At 66.3% G+C, this 26,026-nt stretch carries 24 protein-coding genes and 1 other RNA gene; 11 read left to right on the top strand and 14 right to left on the bottom strand.

Annotation, left to right across the window (positions count from 1 at the left end; genetic code table 11):
- Positions 1-152: 152 nt before the first annotated feature.
- The 8 genes from gcvT to N7607_RS07930 form a co-directional block, all read right to left on the bottom strand.
- Positions 153-1,235 carry a glycine cleavage system aminomethyltransferase GcvT gene (gcvT, locus tag N7607_RS07965; protein WP_279865597.1) on the bottom strand — a complete coding sequence of 361 codons (1,083 nt, stop codon included), beginning with the start codon at positions 1,233-1,235 and terminating at the stop codon, positions 153-155.
- Positions 1,236-1,343: 108 nt separating this feature from the next.
- A complete protein-coding gene (locus tag N7607_RS07960; protein WP_279865598.1) occupies positions 1,344-2,963 on the bottom strand; it encodes an iron ABC transporter permease in 1,620 nt (539 codons plus the stop codon).
- A 172-nt stretch (positions 2,964-3,135) separates the two neighbouring features.
- Entirely contained in the window at positions 3,136-4,137 is a 1,002-nt protein-coding gene (locus N7607_RS07955) for an extracellular solute-binding protein (RefSeq protein ID WP_279865599.1), read from the bottom strand.
- A 117-nt stretch (positions 4,138-4,254) separates the two neighbouring features.
- Positions 4,255-5,472, bottom strand: coding sequence for a 2-octaprenyl-3-methyl-6-methoxy-1,4-benzoquinol hydroxylase (locus tag N7607_RS07950; protein WP_279865600.1), 1,218 nt, complete (start codon positions 5,470-5,472; stop codon positions 4,255-4,257).
- A 9-nt stretch (positions 5,473-5,481) separates the two neighbouring features.
- Positions 5,482-5,967, bottom strand: coding sequence for a DUF4442 domain-containing protein (locus N7607_RS07945; RefSeq protein ID WP_279865601.1), 486 nt, complete (start codon positions 5,965-5,967; stop codon positions 5,482-5,484).
- A gap of 9 nt (positions 5,968-5,976) precedes the next feature.
- Positions 5,977-7,161, bottom strand: a complete 1,185-nt coding sequence (gene ubiH, locus N7607_RS07940) for a 2-octaprenyl-6-methoxyphenyl hydroxylase (protein ID WP_279865603.1) — start codon at positions 7,159-7,161, stop codon at positions 5,977-5,979.
- A gap of 87 nt (positions 7,162-7,248) precedes the next feature.
- Complete coding sequence (pepP, locus tag N7607_RS07935) at positions 7,249-8,583, bottom strand: Xaa-Pro aminopeptidase (RefSeq protein WP_279865604.1); 1,335 nt, start codon at positions 8,581-8,583, stop codon at positions 7,249-7,251.
- Between the two features lie 9 nt (positions 8,584-8,592).
- Entirely contained in the window at positions 8,593-9,147 is a 555-nt protein-coding gene (locus N7607_RS07930; RefSeq protein WP_279865605.1) for a YecA family protein, read from the bottom strand.
- A 157-nt stretch (positions 9,148-9,304) separates the two neighbouring features.
- Between N7607_RS07930 and N7607_RS07925 the strand changes: the two genes are divergently transcribed.
- From N7607_RS07925 to N7607_RS07900, 6 genes are all read left to right on the top strand, one after another.
- A complete protein-coding gene (locus N7607_RS07925) occupies positions 9,305-9,514 on the top strand; it encodes a TIGR02449 family protein (protein ID WP_279865606.1) in 210 nt (69 codons plus the stop codon).
- Entirely contained in the window at positions 9,511-9,825 is a 315-nt protein-coding gene (locus tag N7607_RS07920; protein WP_137973690.1) for a cell division protein ZapA, read from the top strand. The genes N7607_RS07925 and N7607_RS07920 overlap by 4 nt, the downstream gene beginning before the upstream one ends.
- A 34-nt stretch (positions 9,826-9,859) precedes the next feature.
- A non-coding RNA gene (gene ssrS / locus N7607_RS07915) (6S RNA) lies at positions 9,860-10,038 on the top strand.
- A gap of 8 nt (positions 10,039-10,046) precedes the next feature.
- The gene (locus N7607_RS07910) at positions 10,047-10,646 is read left to right on the top strand and encodes a 5-formyltetrahydrofolate cyclo-ligase (protein WP_279865607.1); all 600 of its coding nucleotides are present in this window, start codon (positions 10,047-10,049) and stop codon (positions 10,644-10,646) included.
- A 361-nt stretch (positions 10,647-11,007) separates the two neighbouring features.
- The gene (locus N7607_RS07905; RefSeq protein WP_279865608.1) at positions 11,008-11,457 is read left to right on the top strand and encodes an EVE domain-containing protein; all 450 of its coding nucleotides are present in this window, start codon (positions 11,008-11,010) and stop codon (positions 11,455-11,457) included.
- A gap of 50 nt (positions 11,458-11,507) precedes the next feature.
- On the top strand, positions 11,508-13,382 hold the full coding sequence (locus tag N7607_RS07900) for a diguanylate cyclase (RefSeq protein WP_279865609.1): 1,875 nt from the start codon (positions 11,508-11,510) through the stop codon (positions 13,380-13,382).
- 1 nt (position 13,383) lies between these two features.
- Here N7607_RS07900 and N7607_RS07895 read toward each other — a convergent pair whose 3' ends face one another.
- Positions 13,384-13,791, bottom strand: coding sequence for a flagellar basal body-associated protein FliL (locus N7607_RS07895; protein WP_279865611.1), 408 nt, complete (start codon positions 13,789-13,791; stop codon positions 13,384-13,386).
- Between the two features lie 157 nt (positions 13,792-13,948).
- Between N7607_RS07895 and N7607_RS07890 the strand changes: the two genes are divergently transcribed.
- Complete coding sequence (locus tag N7607_RS07890) at positions 13,949-14,929, top strand: NADPH:quinone oxidoreductase family protein (protein ID WP_279865612.1); 981 nt, start codon at positions 13,949-13,951, stop codon at positions 14,927-14,929.
- Positions 14,930-14,982: 53 nt separating this feature from the next.
- Here N7607_RS07890 and N7607_RS07885 read toward each other — a convergent pair whose 3' ends face one another.
- The 4 genes from N7607_RS07885 to trxA all read right to left on the bottom strand — a co-directional run bounded on the left by N7607_RS07885 (position 14,983) and on the right by trxA (position 19,496).
- A complete protein-coding gene (locus tag N7607_RS07885) occupies positions 14,983-15,951 on the bottom strand; it encodes a CDP-6-deoxy-delta-3,4-glucoseen reductase (RefSeq protein WP_279865613.1) in 969 nt (322 codons plus the stop codon).
- Between the two features lie 145 nt (positions 15,952-16,096).
- Positions 16,097-17,563, bottom strand: a complete 1,467-nt coding sequence (ubiD, locus tag N7607_RS07880) for a 4-hydroxy-3-polyprenylbenzoate decarboxylase (protein ID WP_279865614.1) — start codon at positions 17,561-17,563, stop codon at positions 16,097-16,099.
- A gap of 109 nt (positions 17,564-17,672) precedes the next feature.
- Positions 17,673-18,932 carry a transcription termination factor Rho gene (rho, locus tag N7607_RS07875; RefSeq protein ID WP_137973698.1) on the bottom strand — a complete coding sequence of 420 codons (1,260 nt, stop codon included), beginning with the start codon at positions 18,930-18,932 and terminating at the stop codon, positions 17,673-17,675.
- A 237-nt stretch (positions 18,933-19,169) separates the two neighbouring features.
- Positions 19,170-19,496 carry a thioredoxin TrxA gene (gene trxA / locus N7607_RS07870; RefSeq protein ID WP_043310887.1) on the bottom strand — a complete coding sequence of 109 codons (327 nt, stop codon included), beginning with the start codon at positions 19,494-19,496 and terminating at the stop codon, positions 19,170-19,172.
- Between the two features lie 210 nt (positions 19,497-19,706).
- Between trxA and ppx the strand changes: the two genes are divergently transcribed.
- Positions 19,707-21,206, top strand: coding sequence for an exopolyphosphatase (gene ppx, locus N7607_RS07865; RefSeq protein ID WP_279865615.1), 1,500 nt, complete (start codon positions 19,707-19,709; stop codon positions 21,204-21,206).
- Positions 21,207-21,362: 156 nt separating this feature from the next.
- Here the strand turns inward: ppx and serA are convergent, their stop codons facing one another.
- On the bottom strand, positions 21,363-22,592 hold the full coding sequence (serA, locus tag N7607_RS07860; protein WP_137973701.1) for a phosphoglycerate dehydrogenase: 1,230 nt from the start codon (positions 22,590-22,592) through the stop codon (positions 21,363-21,365).
- Between the two features lie 187 nt (positions 22,593-22,779).
- Here serA and N7607_RS07855 point away from each other — a divergent pair, with 187 nt between their 5' ends.
- The 3 genes from N7607_RS07855 to N7607_RS07845 all read left to right on the top strand — a co-directional run bounded on the left by N7607_RS07855 (position 22,780) and on the right by N7607_RS07845 (position 25,997).
- Positions 22,780-24,174, top strand: coding sequence for an FAD-binding oxidoreductase (locus N7607_RS07855; protein ID WP_279865616.1), 1,395 nt, complete (start codon positions 22,780-22,782; stop codon positions 24,172-24,174).
- Positions 24,175-24,312: 138 nt separating this feature from the next.
- Positions 24,313-24,978: a fumarylacetoacetate hydrolase family protein gene (locus N7607_RS07850; RefSeq protein WP_279865617.1), complete on the top strand. Its 666-nt coding sequence runs from the start codon at positions 24,313-24,315 to the stop codon at positions 24,976-24,978.
- Positions 24,979-25,070: 92 nt separating this feature from the next.
- Entirely contained in the window at positions 25,071-25,997 is a 927-nt protein-coding gene (locus N7607_RS07845; protein WP_279865618.1) for an SdiA-regulated domain-containing protein, read from the top strand.
- Positions 25,998-26,026: the final 29 nt, after the last annotated feature.

Raw genomic sequence — 26,026 nt, 5'->3', positions numbered from 1 at the left:
GCCCGGAAAATTTAGCAGTCTTAAAAAAGCAAGCTTGAGCGAGCTAGAGCCAGGCTAGGCGAAAGCGGGCGAAGAAGCGCAGTTTACTCGTGTAAATGAGCATTCTGAGCCCGCTTTCAACAACGCCTGGCCAACGCGCAGCCAAGCGATTTTCAAATCACAGCCTTGCCGTTGCGGACGAAGTTAGCCTGCACGACGCGTACCGGGTACCACTTGCCGCGAATCTCCACCTCGGCGCGGTCGCCGGTGGCAGCCGGCACGCGGGCCAGGGCGATGGACTTGTTGAGGGTCGGCGAGAAGCTGCCGCTGGTGATCTCACCCTCGCCAACGCCTTCCACCCGTACCACCTGGTGGGCACGCAGCACGCCGCGCTCTTCCAGCACCAGGCCGACCAGCTTCTGCTGATCGCCGGCGGCACGCTGGGTCTCCAGGGCGCTGCGGCCGACGAACTGGCGCTCGGCCGGTTCCCAGGCGATGGTCCAGCCCATATTGGCGGCCAGCGGTGAAGTCTCTTCGTCCATGTCCTGGCCGTACAGGTTCATGCCGGCTTCCAGGCGCAGGGTGTCGCGGGCGCCCAGGCCGATCGGGGCGATGCCGGCGCCGACCAGTTCGTTGAGGAAATCGGCGGCCTGCTCGGCCGGCAGCATGATCTCCAGGCCGTCCTCACCGGTGTATCCGGTGCGGGCGATAAACCAGTCGCCTTCCGGCAGGCCCTGGAACACCTTGAGTTCGCTGATCAGCGCGGCGCGGGCCGGGGACACCAGCTCGGCAGTCTTGGCGCGGGCGTTGGGGCCCTGGATAGCGAGCATGGCCAGTTCGGCGCGCTCGTTCAGGGTGACCTCGAAACCAGCGGTCTGCGCCTGCATCCAGGCCAGGTCCTTGTCGCGAGTGGCGGCGTTGACCACCACGCGATAGCCCCAGTCGGTGAGGTAGACGATCAGGTCGTCGATCACCCCGCCACTCGGGTTGAGCATGCCACTGTAGAGCGCCTTGCCAGGCGTCTTCAGGCGTTCCACATCGTTGGCCAGCAGGTGCTGCAGCCAGGCCTTGGCCTGGGCGCCGGTGACGTCGACCACGGTCATGTGGGAGACGTCGAACACGCCGCAGTCGCGGCGTACCTGATGGTGCTCCTCGACCTGGGAACCGTAGTGCAGCGGCATGTCCCAGCCGCCGAAATCGACCATCTTGGCGCCGAGCGCCAGATGTTGTTCATACAGGGGTGTACGCTGTCCCATGGAAAACTCCTCAAACGGGCCCTGCCCTGGTGGGCACGGGCTCATGGACGGCTGCGTCAGCAGGCGCGCATTGTAGCCCCACGCAAAGAAACTGGACACTCCGTGTGGTCAATGCCCCGGCTGGCGCGCGGAACGGCGAATCAGACCGATCACCGGCAGCAGACCGACCACCACCAGGGTCAGCGCCGGCAGCGCGGCGCGGGCCCACTCGCCCTCGCTGGTCATCTCGAAGATGCGCACCGACAGGGTGTCCCAGCCGAAGGGGCGCATCAGCAGGGTGGCCGGCATTTCCTTGAGCACGTCGACGAACACCAGCAGCGCGGCGGACAGCGCGCCCGGCACCAGCAGCGGCAGGTAGACGCGCAGAAACAGCGCCGGCCCGCCGACGCCCAGGCTGCGCGCGGCCTGCGGCAGCGACGGACGGATGCGCGCCAGGCCGTTCTCCAGCGGCCCATAGGCCACCGCCATGAAGCGCACCAGATAGGCCAGCAGCAGCGCCGCCAGGCTGCCCAGCAGCAGCGGCTTGCCGGCGCCACCGAGCCAGCTGGACAGAGGGATCACCAGCTCGCGGTCGAGGAAGCTGAAGGCCAGCATGATCGACACCGCCAGCACCGAGCCGGGCAGCGCGTAACCGAGATTGGCCAGGCTCACCGCGCTGCGGATCGGCCGGGTCGGTGCCTGGCGCCGGGCGAAGGCCAGCAGCAGCGCCACGGACACGGTGATCAGCGCCGCCAGGGCGCCGAGGGACAGGGTGTGCAGGATCAGGCCGGCGTAGCGCTCGTCCAGGTCGAAACGGCCGCGCTGCCAGAACCAGGCCAGCAGCTGCAGCAGCGGCACGACGAAGGCGCAGACGAATACCAGGCCACACCAGCCGCTGGCGGCAAGCGCCTTCCAGCCGTGCAGGCGATACAGCGCCTTGCCACGCGGCCGTTCGCTGGCCGGGCGGCTGGCGCCGCGGGCGCGACGCTCGCCGTAGAGCACCAGCATCACCGCCAGCAGAAGCAGGCTGGCCAGCTGGGTGGCGCCGGACAGGCTGTAGAAGCCGTACCAGGTCTTGTAGATGGCGGTGGTGAAGGTATCGAAATTGAACACCGCCACCGCGCCGAAGTCAGCCAGGGTCTCCATGATCGCCAGCGCCAGCCCGGCGCCGATGGCCGGCCAGGCCATCGGCAGGGCCACGCGCCAGAATGCCTGCCAGGGCGACTGGCCGAGCACCCGCGCCGCCTCCAGTAGCCCACGGCCCTGGGCCAGGAAGGCGCTGCGCGCGAGCAGGTAGACGTAGGGGTAAAACACCAGCACCAGCACGGTGATCACCCCACCGGTGGAACGCACGCGGGGCAAACGGATACCCGTGCCGAACCACTCGCGCAGCAGGCTCTGCACCGGCCCGGAGAAGTCGAACAGGCCGATAAAGACGAAGGCCAGCACATAGGCGGGAATGGCGAAGGGCAGCATCAGCGCCCAGTCCAGCCAGCGCCGTCCGGGGAACTCGCAGAGGCTGGTGAGCCAGGCCAGGCTGACGCCGAGCAGGGTCACGCCGATACCGACGCCGAACACCAGCACCAGGGTATTGCCCAGCAGGCGCGGCATCTGGGTATCCCACAGATGGCTCCAGATCTCGCCATCGATCTCGTGCCAGGACAGCACCAGCACCGACAGCGGCAGCAGCACCAGGGCAGCGATGGCAAAGGCAATGGGATACCAGCGGCGCTGGACGGGATGACTCACGCGAACTCCTGGCGGGCGAAAACGATACGCCCCGGGCGGGCCGGGGCGTCGAGTATAACGATTGACGTGGAACGGGGCTTGGTAGGGTGGAAAACCGCGCAGCGTTTTCCACCCTACCACCACAGCGACTGAGGCCGGTGGATGGAAAAAGCGCCATCCACCCTACACCGCTTTAATTCCAGCCGACCCGATCCATCATCCTGATCGCCTCGGCCTGGCGCTTGCCGGCCACTTCCACCGGGATGCTGTCGGCCTTGAACTCGCCCCAGGCCGCCACTTCCGCCGACGGCTTGACCGCCGGGTTGGCCGGGAACTCTTGGTTGATCTCGGCGAACAGGCCCTGGGCCTCCGGCGTGGTCATCCACTCGACCAGCTTCTTCGCCGCTTCCGGGTTCGGCGCATGCTTGGTCAGGCCGACGCCGGACAGGTTGACGTGCACGCCACGGTCACTCTGGTTCGGCCAGAACAGCTTGGCGCGCAGCTGCGGGTTCTGCTTGTGCAGGCGGCCGTAGTAGTAGGTGTTGACGATGCCGACATCGCACTGGCCGGCATCCACGGCGAGGATCACCGCGTTGTCGTCGGCGAACACGTCGGTGGCCAGGTTGTTCACCCAACCCTGGAGGATCTGCTCGGTCTTCTCGGCGCCATGGGTCTCGATCAGGGTGCCGGTGAGCGACTGGTTGTACACCTTCTTGCTGGTGCGCAGGCACAGGCGGCCTTCCCACTCGGGGCCAGCCAGCGCTTCGTAGGTGGTCAGCTCGCCTGGCTGCACGCGCTCGGTGGAGTAGACGATGGTCCGCGCGCGCAGCGACAGGCCGGTCCAGGCATGGTTGCTGGAGCGGTACTGAGCGGGGATGTTGGCGTCGATCACCGGTGAGGTGAAGGGCTGGAGGATACCCATCTGCTCGGCCTGCCAGAGGTTGCCGGCATCCACGGTGATCAGCAGGTCAGCCACGCCGTTCTCACCCTCGGCCTTGATGCGCTGCATCAGCGGCGCTTCCTTGTCGGTGATGAACTTGATGTTCACCCCGGTCTTGGCGGTGTAGGCGTCGAAAACCGGCTTGATCAGCTCGTCGATGCGCGAGGAGTAGACCACTACCTCTTCGGCGGCCGTGGCGGAGCCGGCGGCGGCACTCAGGGCCAGGACGGCGAGCAGGCGTTTGGACAGCGACATGGCGAAGGCTCTCGTGACAGCGGAAAGATCACAAATGATAGTGACTCGCAGCTGAGAGCTGTAGCGTTTTTATGTCGCAGTGTTTCGCCAGCCGCAGCCACGGCCGGCGCCGGAGTATCAGGCGCTGGCCAGTTCGGGCAGATCGCCGACCAGGCCGAGGGCGCGGCGGACGAACAGGGCCTTGGCATCCGGCAACTCGTCGACCCAGTTGAGGCCGCTGTTGCGCAGCAGGCGGATCGGCAGCGGGTCGGCCTGGAACAGGCGCTCGAAGCCCTCCATGGCCGCCATCATCGCCAGGTTGTGCGGCATGCGCCGGCGCTCGTAGCGACTGAGTACGCGCACATCGTTGGGCTGCTCGCCGCGCTGCAACGCGTGCTGCAGCACCTCGGCCAGCACCGCGGCGTCGAGGAAGCCGAGGTTGACGCCCTGGCCGGCCAGCGGGTGGATGCTGTGGGCGGCGTCGCCGATCAGCGCCAGGCCGCTCTCCACATAGCGCTTGGCGTGACGCTGGCGCAGCGGGATGCACACCCGCGGATCGACCGCGGTCACCGGCCCCAGGCGCCATTCGAATGCCTTGCCCAGCTCGTGGCGGAAGACCTCGTCGTCCAGCGCCATCAGGCGCTCGGCCTCGGCCGGCACGGTGGACCAGACGATCGAGCACCAGTGCTCGTCGCCCTGGCGATTGAGCGGCAGGAAGGCCAGCGGACCGTCGTCGGTAAAGCGCTGCCAGGCGGTTAGGCGGTGCGGACGCTCGCAACGCACGCTGGTGACGATGGCGTGGTGCAGGTAATTCCATTCGCGGGTGGCACAGCCGGCCAGACGGCGTACTGCCGAGTTGGCGCCGTCGGCGGCCACCAGCAGCGGCGCGCGCAGCTCGCGGCCATCGGCCAGGGTCAGCAGCCAGCCGTCGCCGGAGCGGAGCAGCTGCTCCAGGCGGGCGTTGCCGAGCAGGCCGATCTGGCTGTCGTGCAGGCGTTCGAGCAGGGCGTCCTGGACCACACGATTCTCGACGATATGGCCGAGCACTTCGGCATGCACACTGGCGGCCGAGAAGTGCACGCTGCCGGTGCCGGAACCGTCCCACACCTGCATGTCGCGGTAGGGCGAGGCGCGCCGGGCGGCGATGCCCTGCCACACGCCGAGGCGTTGGAGAATGCGCTGGCTGGCGGCGGACAGGGCACTGACCCGCGGCTCGAAGGCGCCACTGGCATCGAAGGGCTTGACGCTGAGCGGGCCGCCATCGACCACCAGGATCTCCAGGCCGCTGTGCTCCAGGGCCAGGGCCAGTGCGCTGCCGACCATGCCGGCGCCAACGATGATCAGGTCCGCTTGCATCTCGCTTCCTTAGGCCACGGCCGGCCGCGCGCGCGGCTTGAGACGGATATACAGGGTCTTGTGTGCGGTGGCGACCAGGGTACCGTCGCCATCGCGGATATCCACCTGCAGCTGCGGCAGGTACTTGTCGCCGCCGGCGGTCTTGTCGCGAATCTCCGCCAGCAGGGCGTCGTCGATGCGGAAGTCGGCATACACCGGGCCCTTGCCGGGGCTGACGAAGTCGATGCTGGCAGCCTTGTCCCAGACGATATAGTCGTCGCCCAGCAGCGGCATCAGCAATAGCATGTAGAAGGGGTCGACCATGCTGTACAGCGAGCCGCCGAACTGGGTGCCGACGAAATTGCGGTTGTACCAGCGCAGGGCCATCTTCACCCGCGCGTGGCGGCAATCCGGGCTGATCTGCTGCACGCGGATGCCGGCGCCGATATAGGGCGGATAGCAGTTCAGGCCGATGCGCAGCAGGCGGGCGCGGCGCGCCAGTTTCGAATCACTCATCCAACAGACTCATAAACTACGGGTGCCGAGGCCCATGGCCTGGCGAGCGAACCAGCGCTTGGCTGGTGGCAACAGATCGAGGCCGAGCAGGCCAAGGGTGCGCCCGGCCACCAGCAGTGACTCGTCGCGGCCGAACAGGCGGGTGACGCGGTCGGAGAAGCCCACGGTCAGCGCCTGGTCCTGACTCTGCCGGGCCAGATAGTGCTGCAGGGTGGCGAAGTCGCCGACGCCGGCAGCACTTTCCAGCAGAGTCTCGGCCAGGGCCTGGGCATCGCGCAGGGACAGGTTGAAGCCCTGCCCCGCCACCGGGTGCAGGCTATGGGCGGCGTTGCCGAGGATCACCAGATGCGGGCGCACCTGCTCGGTGGCCTCCACCAGCGCCAACGGATAGACATGCCGCGCGCCGACCTGGCGCAACGCACCCAGGCGATAGCCGAAGGCCTGCTGCAGCTCGGCGAGGAACTCGCGGTCGGGCAGTTGCTGCAGGCGCTCGGCGTCCACGGGTGGACGGGTCCAGACCAGCGCGCAGCGCTTGTCCGGCAGCGGCAGCAGGGCCAGCGGGCCGTGCTCGGTGAAGCGCTCGAAGGCCTGGCCGGCATGTGGCTCGGCCGGGCTGACGTTGGCGATCAGCGCGCACTGGTCGTAGGGCGTGTGACGCACGGCGATGCCGAGCTGCTCGCGCAGGCCGGAGCGACCGCCGTCGGCCAGCACGGCCAGGTCACAATCGAGGCTGGAGTCGTCGCTGAGCAACAGCCGGTAGCCATCGTCCAGCGCCTCCATGCGGGTGACCTCCGCCGGGCAGCGCCACTCGACCACTTCTGGGTCCAGCGCGCGCCACAGGCAATGGCCCATCCAGGCGTTTTCCAGCACATAGCCCAGCGCCGGCACGCCTTCATCGGCGGCGGACAGGCGGGTGGCGCCGAAGCGACCCTGGTCGGAGACCTGGATCTGGGTGATGGCCTCGGCCCGCTCGGCAAGCAGAGGCCACAGGCCGAGGCGCTCGAAGATCTGCCGGCTGCCGTAGGACAGCGCGCTGGAGCGCGCGTCGTAACTCGGCTGCCAGGCATTGCCCGGGGCGAAGGGCTCGACCAGCACGATGCGCCAGCCGCGCGCCCGCGCCCCAGCCTGCAGGGCCAGGGCCAGGCTGGCGCCCACCAGGCCGCCACCGACGATGGCCAGCTGCACGCGACTCATGCATGACTCCTCGGCAGGGCCAGGCTCGCACCGAGCCACTCAGCCAAAGCCTCGCCACCGACGATGGCCAACCACATAGGACTCAACTCAGGCTGCCTGCTCACGGGCGGCGGCCATCAGCGCCTCGATCTCGGCAACGGTCTTGGGCACGCCGTTGGTGATGACCTCGCAGCCGGTCTTGGTCACCAGCACGTCATCCTCGATGCGCACGCCAATGCCACGCCACTTCTTCGCCACCTTGTCGTTGTCGGTGGCGATATAGATGCCCGGCTCCACGGTCATGCTCATGCCCGGCTCGAGCACGCGCCACTCGCCGCCGACCTTGTAGTCGCCGACATCGTGCACGTCCATGCCCAGCCAATGGCCGGCGCGGTGCATGTAGAAGGGCTTGTAAGCCTCGGCGGCGATCAACTCGTCGACCTTGCCTTCGAGCAGGCCCAGCTCCACCAGGCCGGCGGTGATCACCTGCACGGTGGCCTCGTGGGCCTCGTTCCAGTGCTTGCCGGGGGCGATGTGCTTGAACGCCTCTTCGTTGGCCTTGAGCACCAGCTCGTAGATGGCCTTCTGCTCGGGCGAGAACTTGCCGTTGACCGGGAAGGTGCGGGTGATGTCGCTGGCGTAGCAATCGATCTCGCAGCCGGCGTCGATCAGCACCAGGTCGCCGTCCTTCAACGGCGCATCGTTCTCGCGGTAGTGCAGGATGCAAGCGTTCTTGCCGGCGGCGACGATGGAGCCGTAGGCCGGCATCTTCGCTCCGCCCTTGCGGAACTCGTAATCCAGCTCGGCTTCCAGGTGGTATTCATAGAGCCCGGGGCGACTGGTCTGCATGGCACGCACATGGGCGCGCGCGCTGATCTCGGCGGCTTCCTTCATCACCTTGGCCTCGGCCGCGCTCTTGTACAGGCGCATGTCGTGCAGCAGGTGGTCGAGGGCGACGAACTCGTTCGGCGGCGTGGCGCCCTGGCGCGCCTTGGAGCGGATCACGTTGATCCAGTCCATCAGGCGGTGATCGAACTCCTGATTGGTGCCGATAGCGTAATAGACACGCTCGCGGCCTTCGATCAGGCCGGGCAGAATGTCGTCGATATCGCCGATGGGGAAAGCATCGTCGGCGCCAAACTGCGCCACGGCGCCATCCTGGCCAGCGCGCAGGCCATCCCACAGCTCGCGCTCGGGGTCACGCTCGCGGCAGAACAGCACGTATTCACCGTGCTCGCGGCCGGGGATCAGGGCCAGCACCGCCTCCGGCTCGGGGAAGCCGGTGAGGTACTGGAAGTCGCTGTCCTGACGGTAGACGTGCTCGACGTCGCGGTTGCGGATATACACCGGCGCCGCCGGCAGGATGGCGATGCTGTTGGGCTCCATCTGCTCCATCAGCGCCTTGCGCCGACGGGCGTATTCCGCGCGGGGGATGCTGACCATGACTGAACCTCAGTGCAGAGAAGGTTTGGGGGCGGGCGCCGCGGCCTTGCCGCACTCGGCGAACAACAGCAGCGGGGCCACGCGCAGGTATTCCATTACTTCCATATAGTCACTTTCGCCGTCCTCGGATTCCTCCAGCGCGCTCTGCACCTGGGCGATGGCGGAAAGATCCTGCAGCACTTCCATGGCCTCGGCGCTCAACGCGGCGTTGCCCAAGATCATGCCGAAACCGTCGAGGAAGCCCTGGCACCACTGGGCGAGGGCCTTGGCACGCTCGCCCAGCGGCGCATCGTCGCCGGGCAGCAGCAGGACCACGGTGACGTCGCTGCCACCCAGCTCGCCCTTGACCATCTCCTGCAGGCCGACCAGGGCCTGGCGCACGTTGTCGGCCGGCTCGGCGCCGAGCAGCTCGACGGCATCGGCGATCCAGGCATCGGCCTCGAAGCCGGCACCGGCGCAGCTGCGCCCGAGCAGCAGGCCGTGCAGTTCGGCAGGGGAAACGGGTTTGCCAGTGCTCGCCAGGAGGGCGGCGAAGGCGGCGTAGGGAGAATTCGAAATGGACATGGCAACTAGGCGCTGAATCGCGCAATCTCTAGAATAGAAGGCTCGTATCCTAGGGCCTGCGCGCCAGGGTTTCCACCGCCTCGTTGCCGCGCAGCGCTTGCCGCCCCCTCCCCGCAATCCTTTATAGTGCCGAGATAACTGCCCAGGTATGGAGCCGATGGAAGACGCCGAACTGCAAGCCCTCACACGCAAGCTGGAACTGCTGATCCAGCGCGTCGAGCAGCTGAAGACGCAGAATCGCTCCCTGCTGGCCAGTGAGAAGGCCTGGCGCGAGGAACGCGCCCATCTGATCGAAAAGAACGAAATGGCCCGGCACAAGGTCGAAGCGATGATTTCGCGCCTGAAAGCCCTGGAGCAGGATTCATGACCCAGTCGAACACCGTAACCGTGCATATTCTCGACAAGGAATATTGCATCGCCTGCCCGGCGGACGAACGCGCCAACCTGGAGAGCGCCGCGCGCTACCTGGACGGCAAGATGCGCGAGATCCGCTCCGGCGGCAAAGTCATAGGCGCCGACCGCATCGCGGTGATGGCCGCGCTGAACATCACCCATGATCTGCTGCACAAGCAGCAGCGCCTGGATCAGGAAGCCAACTCCACCCGCGAGCGCGTGCGCGACCTGCTGGATCGGGTCGACACCGCCCTGGCCGCCGATCCGGATGGCCAGACACTCTGATTGCAGAGCGGTCGAATGGGGTATACTCGCCCCGAGCTCCCTGGTGTGTTGGCCAGTCGGTGATGTCCCTGAGCCGATACGCACAACCACGGGGGTTGCCAGCGGGGCCGGTGTGCATGTCCGCCTGACGGAAAGCCTTAACGCCTCCTGCAATCTCCACCTTGAACTTTCGGGTTCAAGGGCTAACCCGACAGCGGCATGACCGGGGAGTCCAGAATTCCATGATCCTGGCTGGTGATCTATCCCGCGCGGCGCTACGCCGCCAGCTCCGCCAGGCTCGCCGCAACCTCTCCCCCCAGCAACAGCAGCGCGCCGCCCGCGCGCTGTACCGGCAACTGGCCCAGCATCCGCTGTTCCGCCGCGCCCGCCACATCGCCCTGTACCTGCCCAACGATGGCGAGATCGACCCGCGCCCTTTGCTGCGTGAGGCCCAGCGCCGGGGCAAGGCGACCTACCTGCCGGTGCTCAGCGACTGGCCACGCACCAGGATGAACTTCCAGCGCGTGCGCGCGCACGAGGCGCTGGCACGCAATCGCTTCCGCATCGAGGAACCACCGGCCCGGCGCGCACGTCAGCGCAAGGTCTGGGCACTGGACCTGGTGCTGCTGCCGCTGGTGGGCTTTGATCTGTACGGCGGGCGCCTGGGCATGGGCGGCGGTTTCTACGACCGCAGCCTGGCCTATCGGCAACTGCGCAAAAATTGGCACAAGCCGACGCTTTTAGGAGTGGCGCATGAATGTCAGCAGGTGGACAGGCTGGCCCTGGCCAGCTGGGATATTCGCCTCGGCGCGGTAGTGACCGACCGCCGCTGGCATGGCTGAGACCGCCGCGCTCCCTGCGGCGATGTCAGTGGGTCATTGCTGAATCTGACTGGACGGCGAGTCACCCTGACGGTCCCACAGACCCTGGGTGTAACCTGTGGTAACCATGCCCAGGCTGAATAGAATGACCAGGACCCACAATATATCTGGCTTGCGCTTCATCGAGTTGCCTCCCCCTTTCGGCACACTACTGTTCTCTACCGGTGGCGGTGTTGTTATTGGCCGTTACGGCGGCGCCTAGCCTGGGCCATCGGCCGCCAGGAAGCGGTGAAGACCCACACACTTTTTGACGCCATCCGGCAGTCATCCGCGGGAACGATTTTCAGTCCCGCGCAAAGACCGGCTGACAGGAGCAAAGTTCATGCCTTACTGGCTGATGAAATCGGAACCCGACGAACTGTCCATTCAGCACCTGAAACAACTCGGCCGGGCACGCTGGGATGGGGTCCGCAACTACCAGGCGCGCAACTTCATGCGCAGCATGCAGATCGGCGATGAGTTCTTCTTCTATCACTCCAGCTGCCCGGAACCGGGCATCGCCGGCATCGCGCGCATCGCCGGCCCGGTCTACCCGGACCCCACTGCCCTGGACCCGAACAGCCATTACTTCGATGCCAAGGCCAGCGCCGAGAAGAATCCCTGGAGCGCCCTCGACGTTGAGTTTGTCGAGGCCTTCCCGCGCGTGCTGCCACTGGCCAGCCTGCGCGAGCAGCAGGCGCTGGCCGAACTGGCCCTGGTGCAACGCGGCAGCCGCCTGTCGGTGATGCCGGTGAGCGCGGCGCAATGGCAGGCCATTCTCGCCATGCGTTGAGTCCCCACCAGCGCTGTGCTATCACACGGCATAGCCTCGCGGAGCCGATAATGCGTGCACGACCCGTCTGGCCCGCGCGCCTGGCGCTGGCTTTCCTCTTTCTGGCGCTGTGCCTGGCCAGCGTGAAGCTCTGGCTCCAGCTGGAGCACGACCAGCAGAAGCGCGTGGAGGAACGGGTCGACTACCAGGCGCGCAGCCTGGCACGCCAACTGGAAAGCACCCTGCACACCGAGGTCGAGAGCCTCGACCGGATCGCCCGCCTGTGGAGCAACCTGGGCCGCCTGTCGCGCGACGACTGGGAGCAGGAGGCCGAACTGGCGCTGACCGACTTCGCCGCCTATCAGTCGGTGCAATGGATCGGTCCTGACCTGCAGATGCGCTGGCTGCTGCCGCTGCGCGGCAACGAGGCCGCCGCCAACTTCCGCCTCAGTCCCGATCATCCCAACTATCCGCTGGCCATGCAGGCCAAGCAGACCGGTGAGCAGCGCTTCTCCAACAGCTTCCAGCTGGTCCAGGGCGGTCGCGGCTTCGTGCTCTATACCCCGCTGTACCTGCGCGACGAGCAGACCAATCGGCACTTCGATGGCTTCCTGCAGGGCGTGTTCCGCGTCGAGCCGTTGATGGACGAATTGCTCGCCCAGCTCGACAGCGAGAACTTCAGCGTGCGCCTGCGGGAAAACGGCCAGAGCCTGTACACCCGCGAGCGCCCGGGCACGCTGCCGCAGATGGCCCGCGACGTGCCGCTGCGCCTGCTCAACAACGACGCCTTCAGCCTGCAGCTGAGCCCCACCACCAGGCTTCTGCAGAGCCTGGCCACGCCTCTGCCGCAAGTGGTCCTGGGCGCCGGCCTGGCGATCAGCCTGCTGCTGGTGGCAGCCCTGGCCCTGGCGCTGGAAAACACCCAGCGCGCCGGCGCCCTGCAGCGCAGCAACCGCAACCTGCAGGTGGAAGCCACCCGCCGCGAAGAGATCGAGCGCCACCTGCGCGACAGCCGCGAGCGCCTGCAACTGGTGCTCGACCTGACCGACTCCAGCCACGACGGCCTGTTCATCTTCGATACCCGCAGCCGCGAATTGCTGCACATGAACCAGGCCACCTACGCCGGCCTCGGCTACCGCGCCGAGCAGTTCGCCCAGCTCCTGCGCGAGGCACCCGAACAGTTGCTGCCGGGCTTCCACGCCTGGCTGGAAGAGGTGCGCACGGCCCAGCAGGACAACCAGTCACGCATCTTCCAGCGTGAGTTGTGCCGCCGCGACGGCAGCCGCCAGCCGGCGGAGATCAATACCCAGCTGGTGCAACTGGGCGAGCGCGAATACCTGATCGCCGTGTCCCGCGACAACAGCGAGCGCCTGGAGCTGGAGGCCCGCCTGCAGCGCCTGTCGCAGCTGGACGGCCTGACCGGCATCTACAACCGGCGCTTCTTCGACCAGCAGCTGCATAGCGAATGGCGCCGCCTGCGCCGGATCGACGCACCGCTGGCCCTGCTGATGCTGGATATCGACCACTTCAAGGCGTTCAACGACAACCTCGGCCACCTGGCCGGCGACGACGCCCTGCGCAAGGTCGGCGAGGTCCTGCAGAACAGCTTGCAGCGCGAGGGCGACGTGGCCTGCCGCTACGGCGGCGAGGAGTTCGCCATCATCCTGGCCAACACCGGCCTGGAGGGTGGCGAGCATGTGGCCGCGCGGGTTCACGACCTGATCGCCGGGCTGGCCATCGCCCACCCGGGCAGCCCGCAGGGCCGCCTGACCCTGAGCATCGGCCTGGCGGTGGCCGAGCCGGTCAGCGAGGAACAACCGGGCGGACTGGTGGCGCGTAGCGATCAGGCCCTGTATCGGGCCAAGCACGAGGGGCGCAATCGCACCTGCGTGTGGAGCGAGGCCATGGCCGGCGAAGGGCGTGAGCGCCAGACGCCGCCCGTCTGACTTACTGGATGATCAGGTTGTTGAACAGCAGGTCCTCGACGATGGGCTTGCCCTCTTCCTGATTCAACACATCCTGCACCTGCTTCAGGGCCTCCTGGCGCAACTTTTCCTTTGCTGCTTCGTCGGCCATGCCGGCCTCGGTCTGCTGGGCGAACAGCATCACCAGTTGGTTGCGGATCAGCGGCTCGTGGTGCTCGACCTTCTCCTCGGCCTCGGTACCGGTCACCCGCAGGGCGATATCGGCCTTGAAGAACTTCAGCTTGGGCCCGGCGCCGAAGTTGCCTACCAAGGCCGGTACCAGGCTGACGTAGGCGACCTTGGGCGCGGCGTTATCTTCCTCGCCGCCGCCACTGGCCAGGGCGGTGCACGGCAGGATCAGGGCCAGCAGCAGAGCGATGCTTTTCTTCACGGGACATTCCTCGGATCGAATTGCGCCTAGCATAGCCATAGCGGCCCGCGCGCCCAAGCCCGACGCTTATAGGCCGCCATCAGATGCGGGCATGCTCGTTGACCCCTCCGGCGCGCCTCCTACACTGCCGGACAGTCACGAACCCGAGGAAAGTGCGATGAAAGCCCTGCTCTGCAAAGCCTTCGGCCCGGCCTCCAGCCTGGTCCTGGAAGACCTGCCCAGCCCCGAACCGAAGAAGAACGAGGTGCTGATCGAGGTGCATGCCGCCGGCGTCAACTTCCCCGACACCCTGATCATCGAGGGCAAGTACCAGTTCAAGCCGCCCTTCCCCTTCGCGCCGGGCGGTGAAGCGGCCGGTGTGGTCAAGGCGGTCGGCGAGAAGATCAGCCACCTCAAGGCCGGCGACCGGGTCATGGCCCTGACCGGCTGGGGCAGCTTCGCCGAAGAAGTGGCGGTGCCCGGTTACAACGTGCTGCCGGTGCCCAAGACCATGGAGCTGACCACCGCCGCCGCTTTCAGCATGACCTACGGCACCTCGATGCACGCGCTCAAGCAGCGCGCCAACCTGCAGAAGGGCGAGATCCTGCTGGTGCTGGGCGCTTCCGGCGGCGTCGGCCTGGCGGCAGTGGAGATCGGCAAGGCCATGGGCGCCACCGTGATCGCCGCGGCGAGCTCGGCCGAGAAGCTGGAAGTGGCGCGCAACGCTGGCGCCGACCACCTGATCAACTACAGCGAGCAGAGCCTCAAGGACGAAGTGAAGAAGCTTACCGGCGGCCAGGGCGTGGACGTGATCTACGACCCGGTAGGTGGCGAGCTGTTCGAGGAGGCGTTCCGCTCCATCGCCTGGAACGGTCGCTTCCTGGTGGTCGGCTTCGCCGCCGGCGGCGGCATTCCGGCCCTGCCGGCCAACCTGCCGCTGCTCAAGGGCGCGTCGCTGGTCGGCGTGTTCTGGGGCTCGTTCGCCCAGCGCCAGCCGCAGGACAACGCCGCCAACTTCGAGCAGCTGTTCGCCTGGCATGCCGAGGGCAAGCTCAAGCCGCTGGTGTCGCAGACCTTCCCGCTGGCGCAGGGTGCCGCCGCCATCGATGCGCTGGGCCAGCGCAAGGCCGTGGGCAAGGTCGTGGTTCAGGTGAAGTAAGAGTCGCCGCCACAAAAAAGCCGCCCTCGGGCGGCTTTTTCATTTCCGGGTCATCATTCCCGTGGCGCGTAGGCGAACACGTCGGCGCGCATCTGGTGGGCGTCCATGCCGGCCTCGACCAGCGCATCGAGCGTGCCGTAGACCATGCCCGGCGAGCCGCTGGCGTAGACGTGCAGGCTCTTGAGATCGACGAAGTCCTGGCACACCACCTCGTGCAGCATGCCGCAGCGCCCCTCCCAGCCACAGGCGTCGCTGACCACCTTGTGCAAGTGCAGGCCGGGCTGGCCCTCCCAGGCCTGCCAGCTGTCCAGCTGATAGAAATCCTCCGGCTGACGCACGCCCCAGTACAGGTGCAGCGGATGGGTGAAGCCGGTGGTGCGGCAATGCTCGATCAGGCTGTGCATCTGCGCCATACCGGTACCGGCGGCGAGCAGCACCAGCGGCCCGTCCGGCAACTCGGCCAAATGGGTGTCGCCGAACGGCATCTGTACCCGTGCCAGGCGCGTGCGGCGCAGCTGCGCCACCAACTGGCGGGCGCTGTCCTCACGAGTGAGGATATGCAGCTCCAGGTCACGGCCCTTGTGCGGTGCCGAGGCCAGGGAGAAGGCCGACCACTCGCCGTCGTCACGCTGCAACAGCAGGTACTGGCCGGCGTGGTAGCGCGGCGTCTTCCCCGCCGGCGCGCGCAGCAACACGCGACAAACATCACCACCGACATCGACCAGGTCGAGCACCTGGCAGCCGAAGGTGCGCACCGGCAACTCGCCCGGGGCGAGCACGCCGTCCCAGTGCAGCACGCAGTCTTCCAGCGGCTCGGCCAGGCAGGTGAACAGCTCGCCGTGGTCCAGCTCGGTACCGGCCTGGCGAACCCGCCCCTCCACCAGCAACGCCGCGCAGATATGGCAGTTGCCGTTGCGGCAGCTCTGCGGGCACTCGTAGCCCAGGCGCCGCGCGGCATCCAGGATGCGCTCGCCGCCCTGCACGTCGAGCACCGCGCCGGAGGGTTGCAGGGTGACCTTCATGACGTGAATGCCTTCAGCTGCGTCGCGAGCGAAGGGTGGGCAAGGCGAAAGGGCGCGAGAGCGCGGAGTTTACATCGCGTAAATGAGCAGCCCGAGCGGCCTTTCAACACAGCCCAATCGAGCGCAGCAGCAGATGATGCATTCATCAGTCGATGCCCAGCTCTTTCCACATGTCGTCGATACGTGCGACCACGGCCGGGTCCTTTTCGATCACCCGGCCCCACTCGCGGGTGGTCTCGCCCGGCCACTTGTGGGTGGCGTCGAGACCCATCTTCGAGCCGAGGCCGGAGACCGGCGAGGCGAAGTCGAGGTAGTCGATCGGCGTGTTGTCGATCATCACCGTGTCGCGCTTGGGGTCCATGCGCGTGGTGATGGCCCAGATCACGTCGTTCCAGTCGCGGGCATTCACATCGTCGTCGGTGACGATGACGAACTTGGTGTACATAAACTGGCGCAGGAAGGACCAGACGCCGAGCATCACCCGCTTGGCGTGGCCGGGGTACTGCTTCTTCATGGTCACCACCGCCATGCGGTAGGAACAGCCTTCCGGCGGCAGGTAGAAGTCGGTGATCTCCGGGAACTGCTTCTGCAGGATCGGCACGAACACCTCGTTCAGCGCCACGCCGAGGATTGCCGGCTCATCCGGCGGCCGGCCGGTGTAGGTCGAGTGGTAGATCGGCTCGCGACGGCGGGTGATGCGCTCGACGGTGAACACCGGGAAAGTGTCGACCTCGTTGTAGTAGCCGGTGTGGTCGCCATAGGGGCCTTCCGGCGCCGTCTCGCCTGGGTAGATGTGGCCCTCGAGGACAATCTCGGCGCTGGCCGGCACCTGCAGGTCGAAGCCGATGGCCTTGACCAGCTCGGTGCGGTGGCCGCGCAAGAGTCCTGCGAAAGCGTATTCGGAGAGGGTATCCGGCACCGGTGTCACCGCGCCGAGGATGGTCGCCGGGTCGGCGCCCAGGGCAACGGCCACCGGATAGGGACGGTCCGGATACTTCTGGCACCACTCGCGGTAGTCCAGGGCGCCGCCGCGGTGGCTGAGCCAGCGCATGATCACCTTGTTGCGACCGATGACCTGCTGGCGGTAGATGCCGAGGTTCTGCCGCTCCTTGTTGGGCCCCTTGGTGATGGTCAGGCCCCAGGTGATCAGCGGCGCCACGTCGCCCGGCCAGCAGGTCTGCACCGGCAGCTTGCCGAGGTCGACGGCATCGCCCTCCTCGATCACTTCGTGGCAGGGCGCGTCCTTGAGGACCTTGGGTGCCATGCTGATGACCTTCTTGTAGATCGGCAGCTTGCTCCAGGCATCCTTCAGGCCCTTGGGCGGCTCCGGCTCCTTGAGGAAGGCCAGCAGCTTGCCGATCTCGCGCAGCTCGCCGACATCCTCGGCGCCCATGCCCAGCGCCACGCGCTCGGGCGTGCCGAACAGGTTGCCGAGCACCGGCACATCGAAGCCCGCGGGCTTCTCGAACAGCAGCGCGGGCCCGCCGCGGCGCAGCGTGCGGTCGCAGATTTCGGTCATTTCCAGCACAGGGGAGACCGGGGTCTGGATGCGCTTGAGTTCGCCGCGCTTTTCCAGCTCGCGGATGAAGTCGCGCAGGTCGCGATACTGCATGCTTGGGCCTCACAGGTCGGGGCGCAAAGTTTAGCGCCGAACTGGGTTATTCAGAAGGCTGCGCAAACGCAAAGGCCGGGTTTCCCCGGCCTTCGTGGCAACGCTCGAATCACTTCCGCTTCATGGAGAGGAAGAATTCTTCGTTGGTCTTGGTGTCTTTCAGCTTGTCGGTGAGGAACTCGATGGCGGCGATCTCGTCCATCGGGTGCAGCAGCTTGCGCAGGATCCACATGCGCGCCAGCTCTTCCTCGCCGGTCAGCAACTCCTCGCGGCGGGTGCCGGACTTGTTGATGTTGATGGCCGGGAACACGCGCTTCTCGGCGATGCGGCGGTCCAGCGGCAGCTCCATGTTGCCGGTGCCCTTGAATTCCTCGTAGATCACCTCGTCCATCTTCGAGCCGGTCTCGACCAGCGCGGTGGCGATGATGGTCAGCGAGCCGCCTTCCTCGATGTTACGGGCGGCACCGAAGAAGCGCTTGGGCTTCTCCAGGGCGTGGGCGTCGACACCACCGGTCAGTACCTTGCCGGAGCTCGGGATCACGGTATTGTAGGCACGCGCCAGGCGGGTGATGGAGTCCAGCAGGATGACCACGTCCTTCTTGTGCTCGACCAGGCGCTTGGCCTTCTCGATCACCATCTCGGCGACCTGCACGTGACGGGTCGGGGGCTCGTCGAAGGTGGAGGCAACCACTTCGCCACGCACGGTGCGCTGCATCTCGGTCACTTCTTCCGGGCGCTCGTCGATCAGCAGGACGATCAGGTAGCACTCGGGGTTGTTGCGGGTGATGTTGGCCGCGATGTTCTGCAGCATGATGGTCTTGCCCGCTTTCGGCGGGGCGACGATCAGGCCGCGCTGGCCCTTGCCGATCGGCGCGCAGAGGTCGATCACGCGGCCGGTGAGGTCTTCCTTGGAGCCGTTGCCGGCCTCCATGGTCAGGCGCTTGGTCGGGAACAGCGGCGTCAGGTTCTCGAACAGGATCTTGTTCTTGGCGTTTTCCGGGCGGTCGAAGTTGATGGTGTCGACCTTGAGCAGGGCGAAGTAGCGCTCGCCTTCTTTCGGCGGGCGGATCTTGCCGACGATGGTGTCACCGGTACGCAGGTTGAAGCGGCGGATCTGGCTGGGCGAGACGTAGATGTCGTCCGGGCCGGCCAGGTAGGAGGAGTCCGCGGAGCGCAGGAAGCCGAAGCCGTCCTGGAGAATCTCCAGCACGCCGTCGCCGGAAATCTCTTCGCCGCTTTTCGCGTGCTTTTTCAGCAGGGCGAAGATGATGTCCTGCTTGCGCGAACGGGCCATGTTTTCCAGACCAGCCTGGTCGGCCATGTCCAGCAGTTCGGCAATCGGCTTTTGCTTGAGTTCGGTCAGATTCATAGGAATGACGTAGGTATATGAAGGAGGGAAGGAAAGCCTTGGGCTTTGCTGGCCGCGCCGCGAGAAGGCGACTGGATCGCTCGATGTTATCGGGAGGAATGCGTCGGCGGCGGCTTGGGGGGCAACGAGGAACCCGTTGCAGGCCCGAATGTAACATCGCGTTTAGCGCGACGTCCAGCCTGCGCCCAAAGAAAAAGCCCCGCGATGTGCGGGGCTTCTGTTACAGCGGCGAACGCCTCAGATATTGGCGTCGAGGAAGGCGGCCAGCTGCGACTTGGACAGGGCGCCGACCTTGGTGGCCTCGACGTTGCCGTTCTTGAACAGCATCAGGGTCGGAATGCCGCGTACGCCGTACTTCGGCGGGGTTTCCTGGTTTTCGTCGATGTTCAGCTTGCAGACCTTCAGCTTGCCGGCGTAGGTCTGGGCGATTTCGTCCAGCACCGGGGCGATCATCTTGCACGGGCCGCACCATTCGGCCCAGTAGTCGACCAGGACCGGACCTTCGGCCTTGATCACGTCGTCTTCGAAGCTGGTGTCGCTGACGTTGGTGATGAATTCGCTCATGTACAGTCTCCGTGATCGGAAGCAAAAAGTGGCGCCATGATAGCCCGCATCCGCCCCTGCCGAAAGCCGCTGTCCATTGAGCTTGACTATCAATGGATTTGATACCGCCGACGAAGGATTACGGCAAGCGCCATGGGCGGTTAACATGCAGCCATTGCGGTGCCGGCTCGATCAGGACCGGCGCCAACGTTTGCCAAGGGATAATCCTTCATGCCCAACACCGCCAAGCAGTTTCCGCTGATCGCCGCCATCGACCTCGGCTCCAACAGCTTCCACATGGTCCTGGCCAAGGCCGACCACGGCGAGATCCGCATCCTCGAACGGCTCGGCGAGAAGGTGCAGCTGGCCGCCGGCCTGGACGACGAGCGCATGCTCAGCGAGGAGGCCATGCAGCGCGGCCTGGACTGCCTGCGCCGCTTCGGCCAGCTGATCCAGGGCCTGCCCCAGGGCGCCGTGCGCATCGTCGGCACCAACGCCCTGCGCGAGGCACGCAACCGCGCCGAATTCATCCGCCGCGCCGACGAACTGCTCGGCCATCAGGTGGAAGTCATCTCCGGTCGCGAGGAAGCGCGCCTGATCTACCTCGGCGTCTCCCACACCATCGCCGACAACCCGGGCAAGCGCCTGGTGGTGGACATCGGCGGTGGCAGCACCGAGTTCATCGTCGGCCAGCGCTTCGAGCCGCTGCTGCGCGAGAGCCTGCAGATGGGCTGCGTCAGCTACACCCAACGCTATTTCCGCGACGGCAAGATCACCCCGGCGCGCTACGCCCAGGCCTACACCGCCGCACGCCTGGAGCTGATGAGCATCGAGCAGGGCCTGCAGCGCCTGGGTTGGCAGGAGTCGGTGGGCGCCTCCGGCACCATCCGCGCCGTGGGCCTGGCGATCAAGGCCGGCGGCCTGGGCAATGGCGAGATCAATCCGGAGGGCCTGGCCTGGCTCAAGCGCAAGGTGTTCAAGCTGGGCGAGGCGGACAAGCTGGACATCGAGGGCATCAAGCCCGACCGCCGGCAGATCTTCCCGGCCGGCCTGGCCATCGCCGAGGCCATCTTCGACGCCCTCGACCTGCAACGCATGGACCACTCCGAAGGCGCCCTGCGCGAGGGCGTGCTGTATGACCTGCTCGGTCGCCACCACCACGAGGACGTGCGCGAACGCACCCTGGGCGCGCTGATGGAGCGCTACCACGTCGACCTGCAGCAGGCCGCGCGAGTCGAAGCCAAGGCCCTGCAGGCCCTGGAGAAGGTGACCGAGGCCTGGCAGCTGGACGAAGACTGGCACAGCGACCTGCTGCAGTGGGGCGCGCGGGTCCATGAGATCGGCCTGGATATCGCCCACTACCAGTACCACAAGCACGGCGCCTACCTGATCGAACACTCCGACCTGGCCGGCTTCTCGCGTCGCGACCAGTTGATGCTGGCCCTGCTGGTGCGCGGCCATCGCCGCAACATCCCCAAGGAGCGTTTCGCCGAGTTCGGCGAGGACGGCGTGCAGCTGCAGCGCCTGTGCGTGCTGCTGCGCTTCGCCATCCTCTTCCACCACATCCGCGGCACCCAGGAGATGCCCAAGGTGCAGCTAAAGGCCGGCCCGCAGAGCCTGGACCTGACCTTCCCCGATGGCTGGCTGGCGGCCAACCCGCTGACCCAGGCCGACTTCGAGCAGGAAGCGGAGTGGCTGACGCGCATCAACTTCACGCTGACCGTACGCTGAAGGCAGCCCGGATGCGATCCGGGACGGAGCTGCCGGCGTCCCGGATTGCATCCGGGCTACAGAACTGACGACGGAGCTCGCTCCTACGCAACGTGATCGCACAGCCAATGAAAAAGGGAGGCCGAGGCCTCCCTTTTTCGTTGCAGCGCGGCGCTCTTAGAAGAGGACGCGGCTGCGGATGGTGCCGGTGACGTGCTGCAGCTTTTCCAGCGCCAGGTCGGAGTACTCGGCGTCGACGTCGATCACCACGTAGCCGACCTTGTCGTTGGTCTGCAGGAACTGGCCGGAGATGTTGATGCCGTTGTCGGCGAACACCTTGTTGATCTCGCTCATCACGCCCGGCACGTTCTGGTGGATGTGCAGCAGGCGATGCTTGCCCGGGTGCGCCGGCAGGGCGACCTCCGGGAAGTTGACGGAAGACACCGAGGTACCGTTGTCGCTGTACTTGACCAGCTTCTCGGCCACTTCCAGGCCGATGTTGGCCTGCGCCTCGGCAGTCGAACCACCGATGTGCGGGGTCAGGATCACGCGATCCAGGCCACGCAGCGGGCTCTCGAACTCTTCGTCGTTGGACTTCGGCTCGACCGGGAACACGTCGATGGCGGCGCCGATCAGGTGCTCGTCCTTGATCGCAGCGGCCAGATGCTCGAGCTCGACCACGGTGCCGCGGGCGGCGTTGATCAGGATGCCGCCCTTCTTCATGGCGCGGATTTCCTTCTCGCCGATCATCCACTGGGTGGACGGCAGCTCAGGCACGTGCAGGGAAACGATGTCGGCCATGCCCAGCAGGTCGTGCAGCTTGGCCACCTGAGTGGCGTTGCCCAGCGGCAGCTTGGTCACGGTGTCGTAGAAGAACACCTGCATGCCCAGGGCCTCGGCCAGCACCGAGAGCTGGGTGCCGATGGAGCCGTAGCCGACGATGCCGAGCTTCTTGCCGCGGATCTCGAAGGAGTTGGCCGCCGACTTGATCCAGCCACCACGGTGGCAGGAGGCGTTCTTCTCCGGAATGCCGCGCAGCAGCAGGATTGCCTGGGCCAGGACCAGCTCGGCGACCGAGCGGGTGTTGGAATAGGGGGCGTTGAACACCGCGATGCCGCGCTCGCGGGCGGCGTCCAGGTCGACCTGGTTGGTGCCGATGCAGAAGCAGCCGACGGCGACCAGCTTCTTGGCGCAGTCGAAGACCTCTTCGGTCAGCTGGGTGCGGGAGCGGATGCCGATGAAGTGGGCGTCGGCGATCTTGCTCTTCAGCTCGTCGTCGGACAGGGCGCCCTTGAGGTACTCGATGTTGGTGTAACCAGCGGCCTTCAGGGTGTCGACGGCATTCTGGTGCACGCCTTCCAGCAGAAGGAACTTGATCTTGCTCTTGTCGAGAGAGGTCTTGCTCATCGGAGTACCTGTTGTCCCACAAAAAGGTGTCAGGAGAACGGCCGCAAACGCTGCCGGCCGGCCCCGCGGATCGGCTCGGGGGCACGATTGGCGGGGTGCGTATGCTAGCATACGAGCCCCGCGAAACCGCCACCCCTGACCGATGAAGCGTTCTCAGGGTGACCATGAATCGTTTGAGAGTTCCCAGATGACCAATCCTGCCCTGATCGATGAGCTGAAGACCCTGGTGGAACCCGGCAAGGTGCTGACCGACGCCGACTCCCTCAACGCCTACGGCAAGGATTGGACCAAGCATTTCGCCCCCGCCCCGAGCGCCATCGTCTTCCCCAAGACCACCGAGCAGGTGCAGGCCATCGTGCGCTGGGCCAACCAGCACAAGGTTGCCCTGGTGCCGTCCGGCGGCCGCACCGGGCTTTCCGCCGCCGCAGTTGCCGCCAACGGCGAAGTGGTGGTGGCCTTCGACTACATGAACCAGATCCTCGAATTCAACGAATTCGACCGCACCGTGGTGTGCCAGCCGGGCGTGGTGACCAAGCAGCTGCAGATGTACGCCGAGGACAAGGGCCTGTACTACCCGGTGGACTTCGCCTCCGCCGGCTCCAGCCAGCTGGGCGGCAACATCGGCACCAACGCCGGCGGCATCAAGGTGATCCGCTACGGCATGACCCGCAATTGGGTGGCCGGCCTCAAGGTCGTCACCGGTACCGGCGAGCTGCTGGAGCTGAACCGCGACCTGATCAAGAATGCCACCGGCTACGACATGCGCCAGCTGTTCATCGGCGCCGAGGGCACCCTGGGCTTCGTGGTCGAAGCGACCATGCGCCTGGAGCGCGCGCCGAAGAACCTCACCGCGATGGTGCTCGGCACCCCGGACTTCGACTCGATCATGCCGGTACTGCACGCCTTCCAGAACAAGCTCGACCTGACTGCCTTCGAGTTCTTCTCGGACAAGGCCCTGGCCAAGATTATGGCCCGTGGCGACGTGCCGCCGGCGTTCGAGACCGACTGCCCGTTCTACGCCCTGCTGGAATTCGAGGCCACCACCGAGGAAGTCGCCGAGCAGGCCCTGGCGACCTTCGAGCACTGCGTCGAGCAGGGCTGGGTCGTCGACGGCGTGATGAGTCAGAGCGAGCAGCAGCTGCAGAACCTGTGGAAGCTGCGCGAGTACATCTCCGAGACCATCAGCCACTGGACGCCGTACAAGAACGACATCTCGGTCACCGTCGGCCAGGTCCCGGCCTTCCTGCACGACATTGACCGCATCGTCGAAGCCAACTACCCAGACTTCGAAGTGGTGTGGTTCGGCCATATCGGCGACGGCAACCTGCACCTGAACATCCTCAAGCCGGAGAACCTGTCCAAGGACGACTTCTTCGCCAAGTGCGCCGTGGTCAACCAGTGGGTGTTCGAGACCGTGCAGAAGTACAACGGCTCTATCTCCGCCGAGCACGGCGTGGGCATGACCAAGCGCGACTACCTTCACTACAGCCGCTCGGAAGCCGAGATCGGCTACATGAAGGCGATCAAGCAGGTGTTCGACCCGAACGGCATCATGAATCCGGGCAAGATCTTCCCGCTCTGAGCCTTACCACCCCTCTCCCCTTGGGAGAGGGGCCGGGGGTGAGGGATTTCCAGGCCACGCCGAGCCGCCTGCGATACCCTCACCCCAGCCCTCTCCCGGAGGGAGAGGGAGCCAGAATCCCACCCGAGGAGTGGCCCAATGAGCTACCAGCACCAGTACACCGACGGCACGCCGATCCACTTCCCGCTGGGCAAGGTGGTCTGCGTCGGGCGCAACTACGCCGAGCATGCCGCCGAGCTGAACAACCCGATTCCGACCGAGCCGCTGCTGTTCATCAAGCCGGGCAGCTGCACCGTGCCGCTGAACGACAGCTTCGCCATTCCGGCCGACCGCGGCGCCGTGCATTTCGAGGCGGAGATCGCCGTGCTGATCGGCAAGCCGCTGTCGAAGAAGCCGTCCGAGGAAGAAGTGCGCGACGCCATCTCCGGCTTTGCCCCCGCCCTGGACCTGACCCTGCGCGACGTGCAGGCCAAGCTCAAGGAGAAAGGCCTGCCCTGGGAGCTGTCCAAGTCCTTCGACGGCGCCTACGTGCTCGCCCCCTTCGTCGCCGCCGACGCAGTGGAAGATGTGCGCGACATCGGCATCCGCCTGTCCATCGACGGCCAGGTCCGCCAGGACGGCAACAGCCGCGACATGCTCAACCCGATCATCGGCCTGATCCAGCACATCGCCGGCCACTTCAGCCTGCAACCGGGCGACGTGGTGTCCACCGGCACCCCGGCCGGGGTCGGCCCGCTGGCCAGCGGCGAGAGCCTGGAGATCGAGCTGGTCGGCCTGTCGCATTTCGCCACCCGCGTCCTCTGAGAGCAGCCGCGGCGGAGCCACTCCGCCGCTCTTCACAGAACTTTCACCAGCGCCGAGTAGTCTGACAGGCTCGATCTCCCGAGCAATATTCGATGTCTCTCAGCCTCTCCCTACCCCGCCAGCGGCGCCTGACCCTGGCGCTGGTCGTCACCCTCGCCTGCACCGCCGCCCTGACCCGCTACCTGCACTGGGACGACCGCGCCCTGCTGTGGTTCAAGGAGCAGAGCGTGCCGACCGCCGAGCGTGCCGCCAGCATCTGGCTGCCCGGCTACAAGGCCAGCGTCGAAGGCAAGCCACTGGCCGGACTGGAGGAAGACGAGACCTCCGACCTGACCTACAACCCGATCACCGGCACCCTGTTCACCGTCACCGGCAAGCTGCCGATGCTGGTGGAACTGAGTCGCAGCGGCGAGGTGCTGCGCCGCATCGTGCTCAAGGGCTTCTCCAATCCGGAGGGCGTGGCGGTGCTGGAGAACGGCAATATCGCCGTGGCCGACGAGCGCCGGCGCAATCTGTCGATCTTCGAACTGAACCCGTTGACCCGCGAACTCGACCTGGCCGACGCCAAGCCCTTCGACCTGGGCTTTCCCGACGCCGGCAACAAGGGCTTCGAAGGCATCGCTTGGGACCCGGCGCAGCAGCGCCTGCTGCTGGGCAAGGAGCGCACGCCGCGCATGTTCAGCCTGAGCAGCGACGGCCAGCACCTGCTCGACGACCAGCTGCAACCGCTGCCCAGCTATGGCCTGGGCATGCGCAACCTGTCGGCGCTCAGCGTCGACCCGCGCACCGGGCATATCCTCGCCCTCTCCGCCCAGTCGCACCTGCTGCTGGAGCTGGACGAGCGTGGCGAGCCGGTCAGCTTCATCAGCCTGATCGGCGGCCAGAGCGGTCTGGAAAGCCGCATCCCGCGCGCCGAGGGCGTGGCCATGGACGAGGACGGCACCATCTACATGGTCAGCGAGCCGAACCTGTTCTACGTGTTCCGCAAGGATGAACCCTTCACCGCGCCACAAGGCTGACCCGCACAAACAACAAGCCCGCGAACGCA

Origin of the sequence: Pseudomonas sp. GD04019 (assembly GCF_029837695.1) — a bacterium.
Lineage (GTDB): Bacteria > Pseudomonadota > Gammaproteobacteria > Pseudomonadales > Pseudomonadaceae > Aquipseudomonas.
The sequence above is the reverse complement of the archived record's forward strand: the minus strand, read 5'-3'. Positions and strand labels throughout refer to the sequence as shown.

Excerpts from the sequence above, each read along its gene's own strand:
- N7607_RS07845 (WP_279865618.1), top strand. The coding sequence starts at position 25,071 with ATGTCTCTCAGCCTCTCCCTACCCCGCCAGCGGCGCCTGACCCTGGCG.
- N7607_RS07890 (WP_279865612.1), top strand. The coding sequence starts at position 13,949 with ATGAAAGCCCTGCTCTGCAAAGCCTTCGGCCCGGCCTCCAGCCTGGTC.
- N7607_RS07885 (WP_279865613.1), bottom strand. The coding sequence starts at position 15,951 with ATGAAGGTCACCCTGCAACCCTCCGGCGCGGTGCTCGACGTGCAGGGC.
- N7607_RS07955 (WP_279865599.1), bottom strand. The coding sequence starts at position 4,137 with ATGTCGCTGTCCAAACGCCTGCTCGCCGTCCTGGCCCTGAGTGCCGCC.
- N7607_RS07925 (WP_279865606.1), top strand. The coding sequence starts at position 9,305 with ATGGAAGACGCCGAACTGCAAGCCCTCACACGCAAGCTGGAACTGCTG.
- N7607_RS07930 (WP_279865605.1), bottom strand. The coding sequence starts at position 9,147 with ATGTCCATTTCGAATTCTCCCTACGCCGCCTTCGCCGCCCTCCTGGCG.
- ubiD (WP_279865614.1), bottom strand. The coding sequence starts at position 17,563 with ATGCAGTATCGCGACCTGCGCGACTTCATCCGCGAGCTGGAAAAGCGC.
- ubiH (WP_279865603.1), bottom strand. The coding sequence starts at position 7,161 with ATGAGTCGCGTGCAGCTGGCCATCGTCGGTGGCGGCCTGGTGGGCGCC.
- trxA (WP_043310887.1), bottom strand. The coding sequence starts at position 19,496 with ATGAGCGAATTCATCACCAACGTCAGCGACACCAGCTTCGAAGACGAC.
- N7607_RS07945 (WP_279865601.1), bottom strand. The coding sequence starts at position 5,967 with ATGAGTGATTCGAAACTGGCGCGCCGCGCCCGCCTGCTGCGCATCGGC.
- rho (WP_137973698.1), bottom strand. The coding sequence starts at position 18,932 with ATGAATCTGACCGAACTCAAGCAAAAGCCGATTGCCGAACTGCTGGAC.
- N7607_RS07850 (WP_279865617.1), top strand. The coding sequence starts at position 24,313 with ATGAGCTACCAGCACCAGTACACCGACGGCACGCCGATCCACTTCCCG.
- N7607_RS07920 (WP_137973690.1), top strand. The coding sequence starts at position 9,511 with ATGACCCAGTCGAACACCGTAACCGTGCATATTCTCGACAAGGAATAT.
- N7607_RS07910 (WP_279865607.1), top strand. The coding sequence starts at position 10,047 with ATGATCCTGGCTGGTGATCTATCCCGCGCGGCGCTACGCCGCCAGCTC.
- ppx (WP_279865615.1), top strand. The coding sequence starts at position 19,707 with ATGCCCAACACCGCCAAGCAGTTTCCGCTGATCGCCGCCATCGACCTC.
- N7607_RS07900 (WP_279865609.1), top strand. The coding sequence starts at position 11,508 with ATGCGTGCACGACCCGTCTGGCCCGCGCGCCTGGCGCTGGCTTTCCTC.
- N7607_RS07855 (WP_279865616.1), top strand. The coding sequence starts at position 22,780 with ATGACCAATCCTGCCCTGATCGATGAGCTGAAGACCCTGGTGGAACCC.
- pepP (WP_279865604.1), bottom strand. The coding sequence starts at position 8,583 with ATGGTCAGCATCCCCCGCGCGGAATACGCCCGTCGGCGCAAGGCGCTG.
- N7607_RS07905 (WP_279865608.1), top strand. The coding sequence starts at position 11,008 with ATGCCTTACTGGCTGATGAAATCGGAACCCGACGAACTGTCCATTCAG.
- N7607_RS07950 (WP_279865600.1), bottom strand. The coding sequence starts at position 5,472 with ATGCAAGCGGACCTGATCATCGTTGGCGCCGGCATGGTCGGCAGCGCA.
- gcvT (WP_279865597.1), bottom strand. The coding sequence starts at position 1,235 with ATGGGACAGCGTACACCCCTGTATGAACAACATCTGGCGCTCGGCGCC.
- serA (WP_137973701.1), bottom strand. The coding sequence starts at position 22,592 with ATGAGCAAGACCTCTCTCGACAAGAGCAAGATCAAGTTCCTTCTGCTG.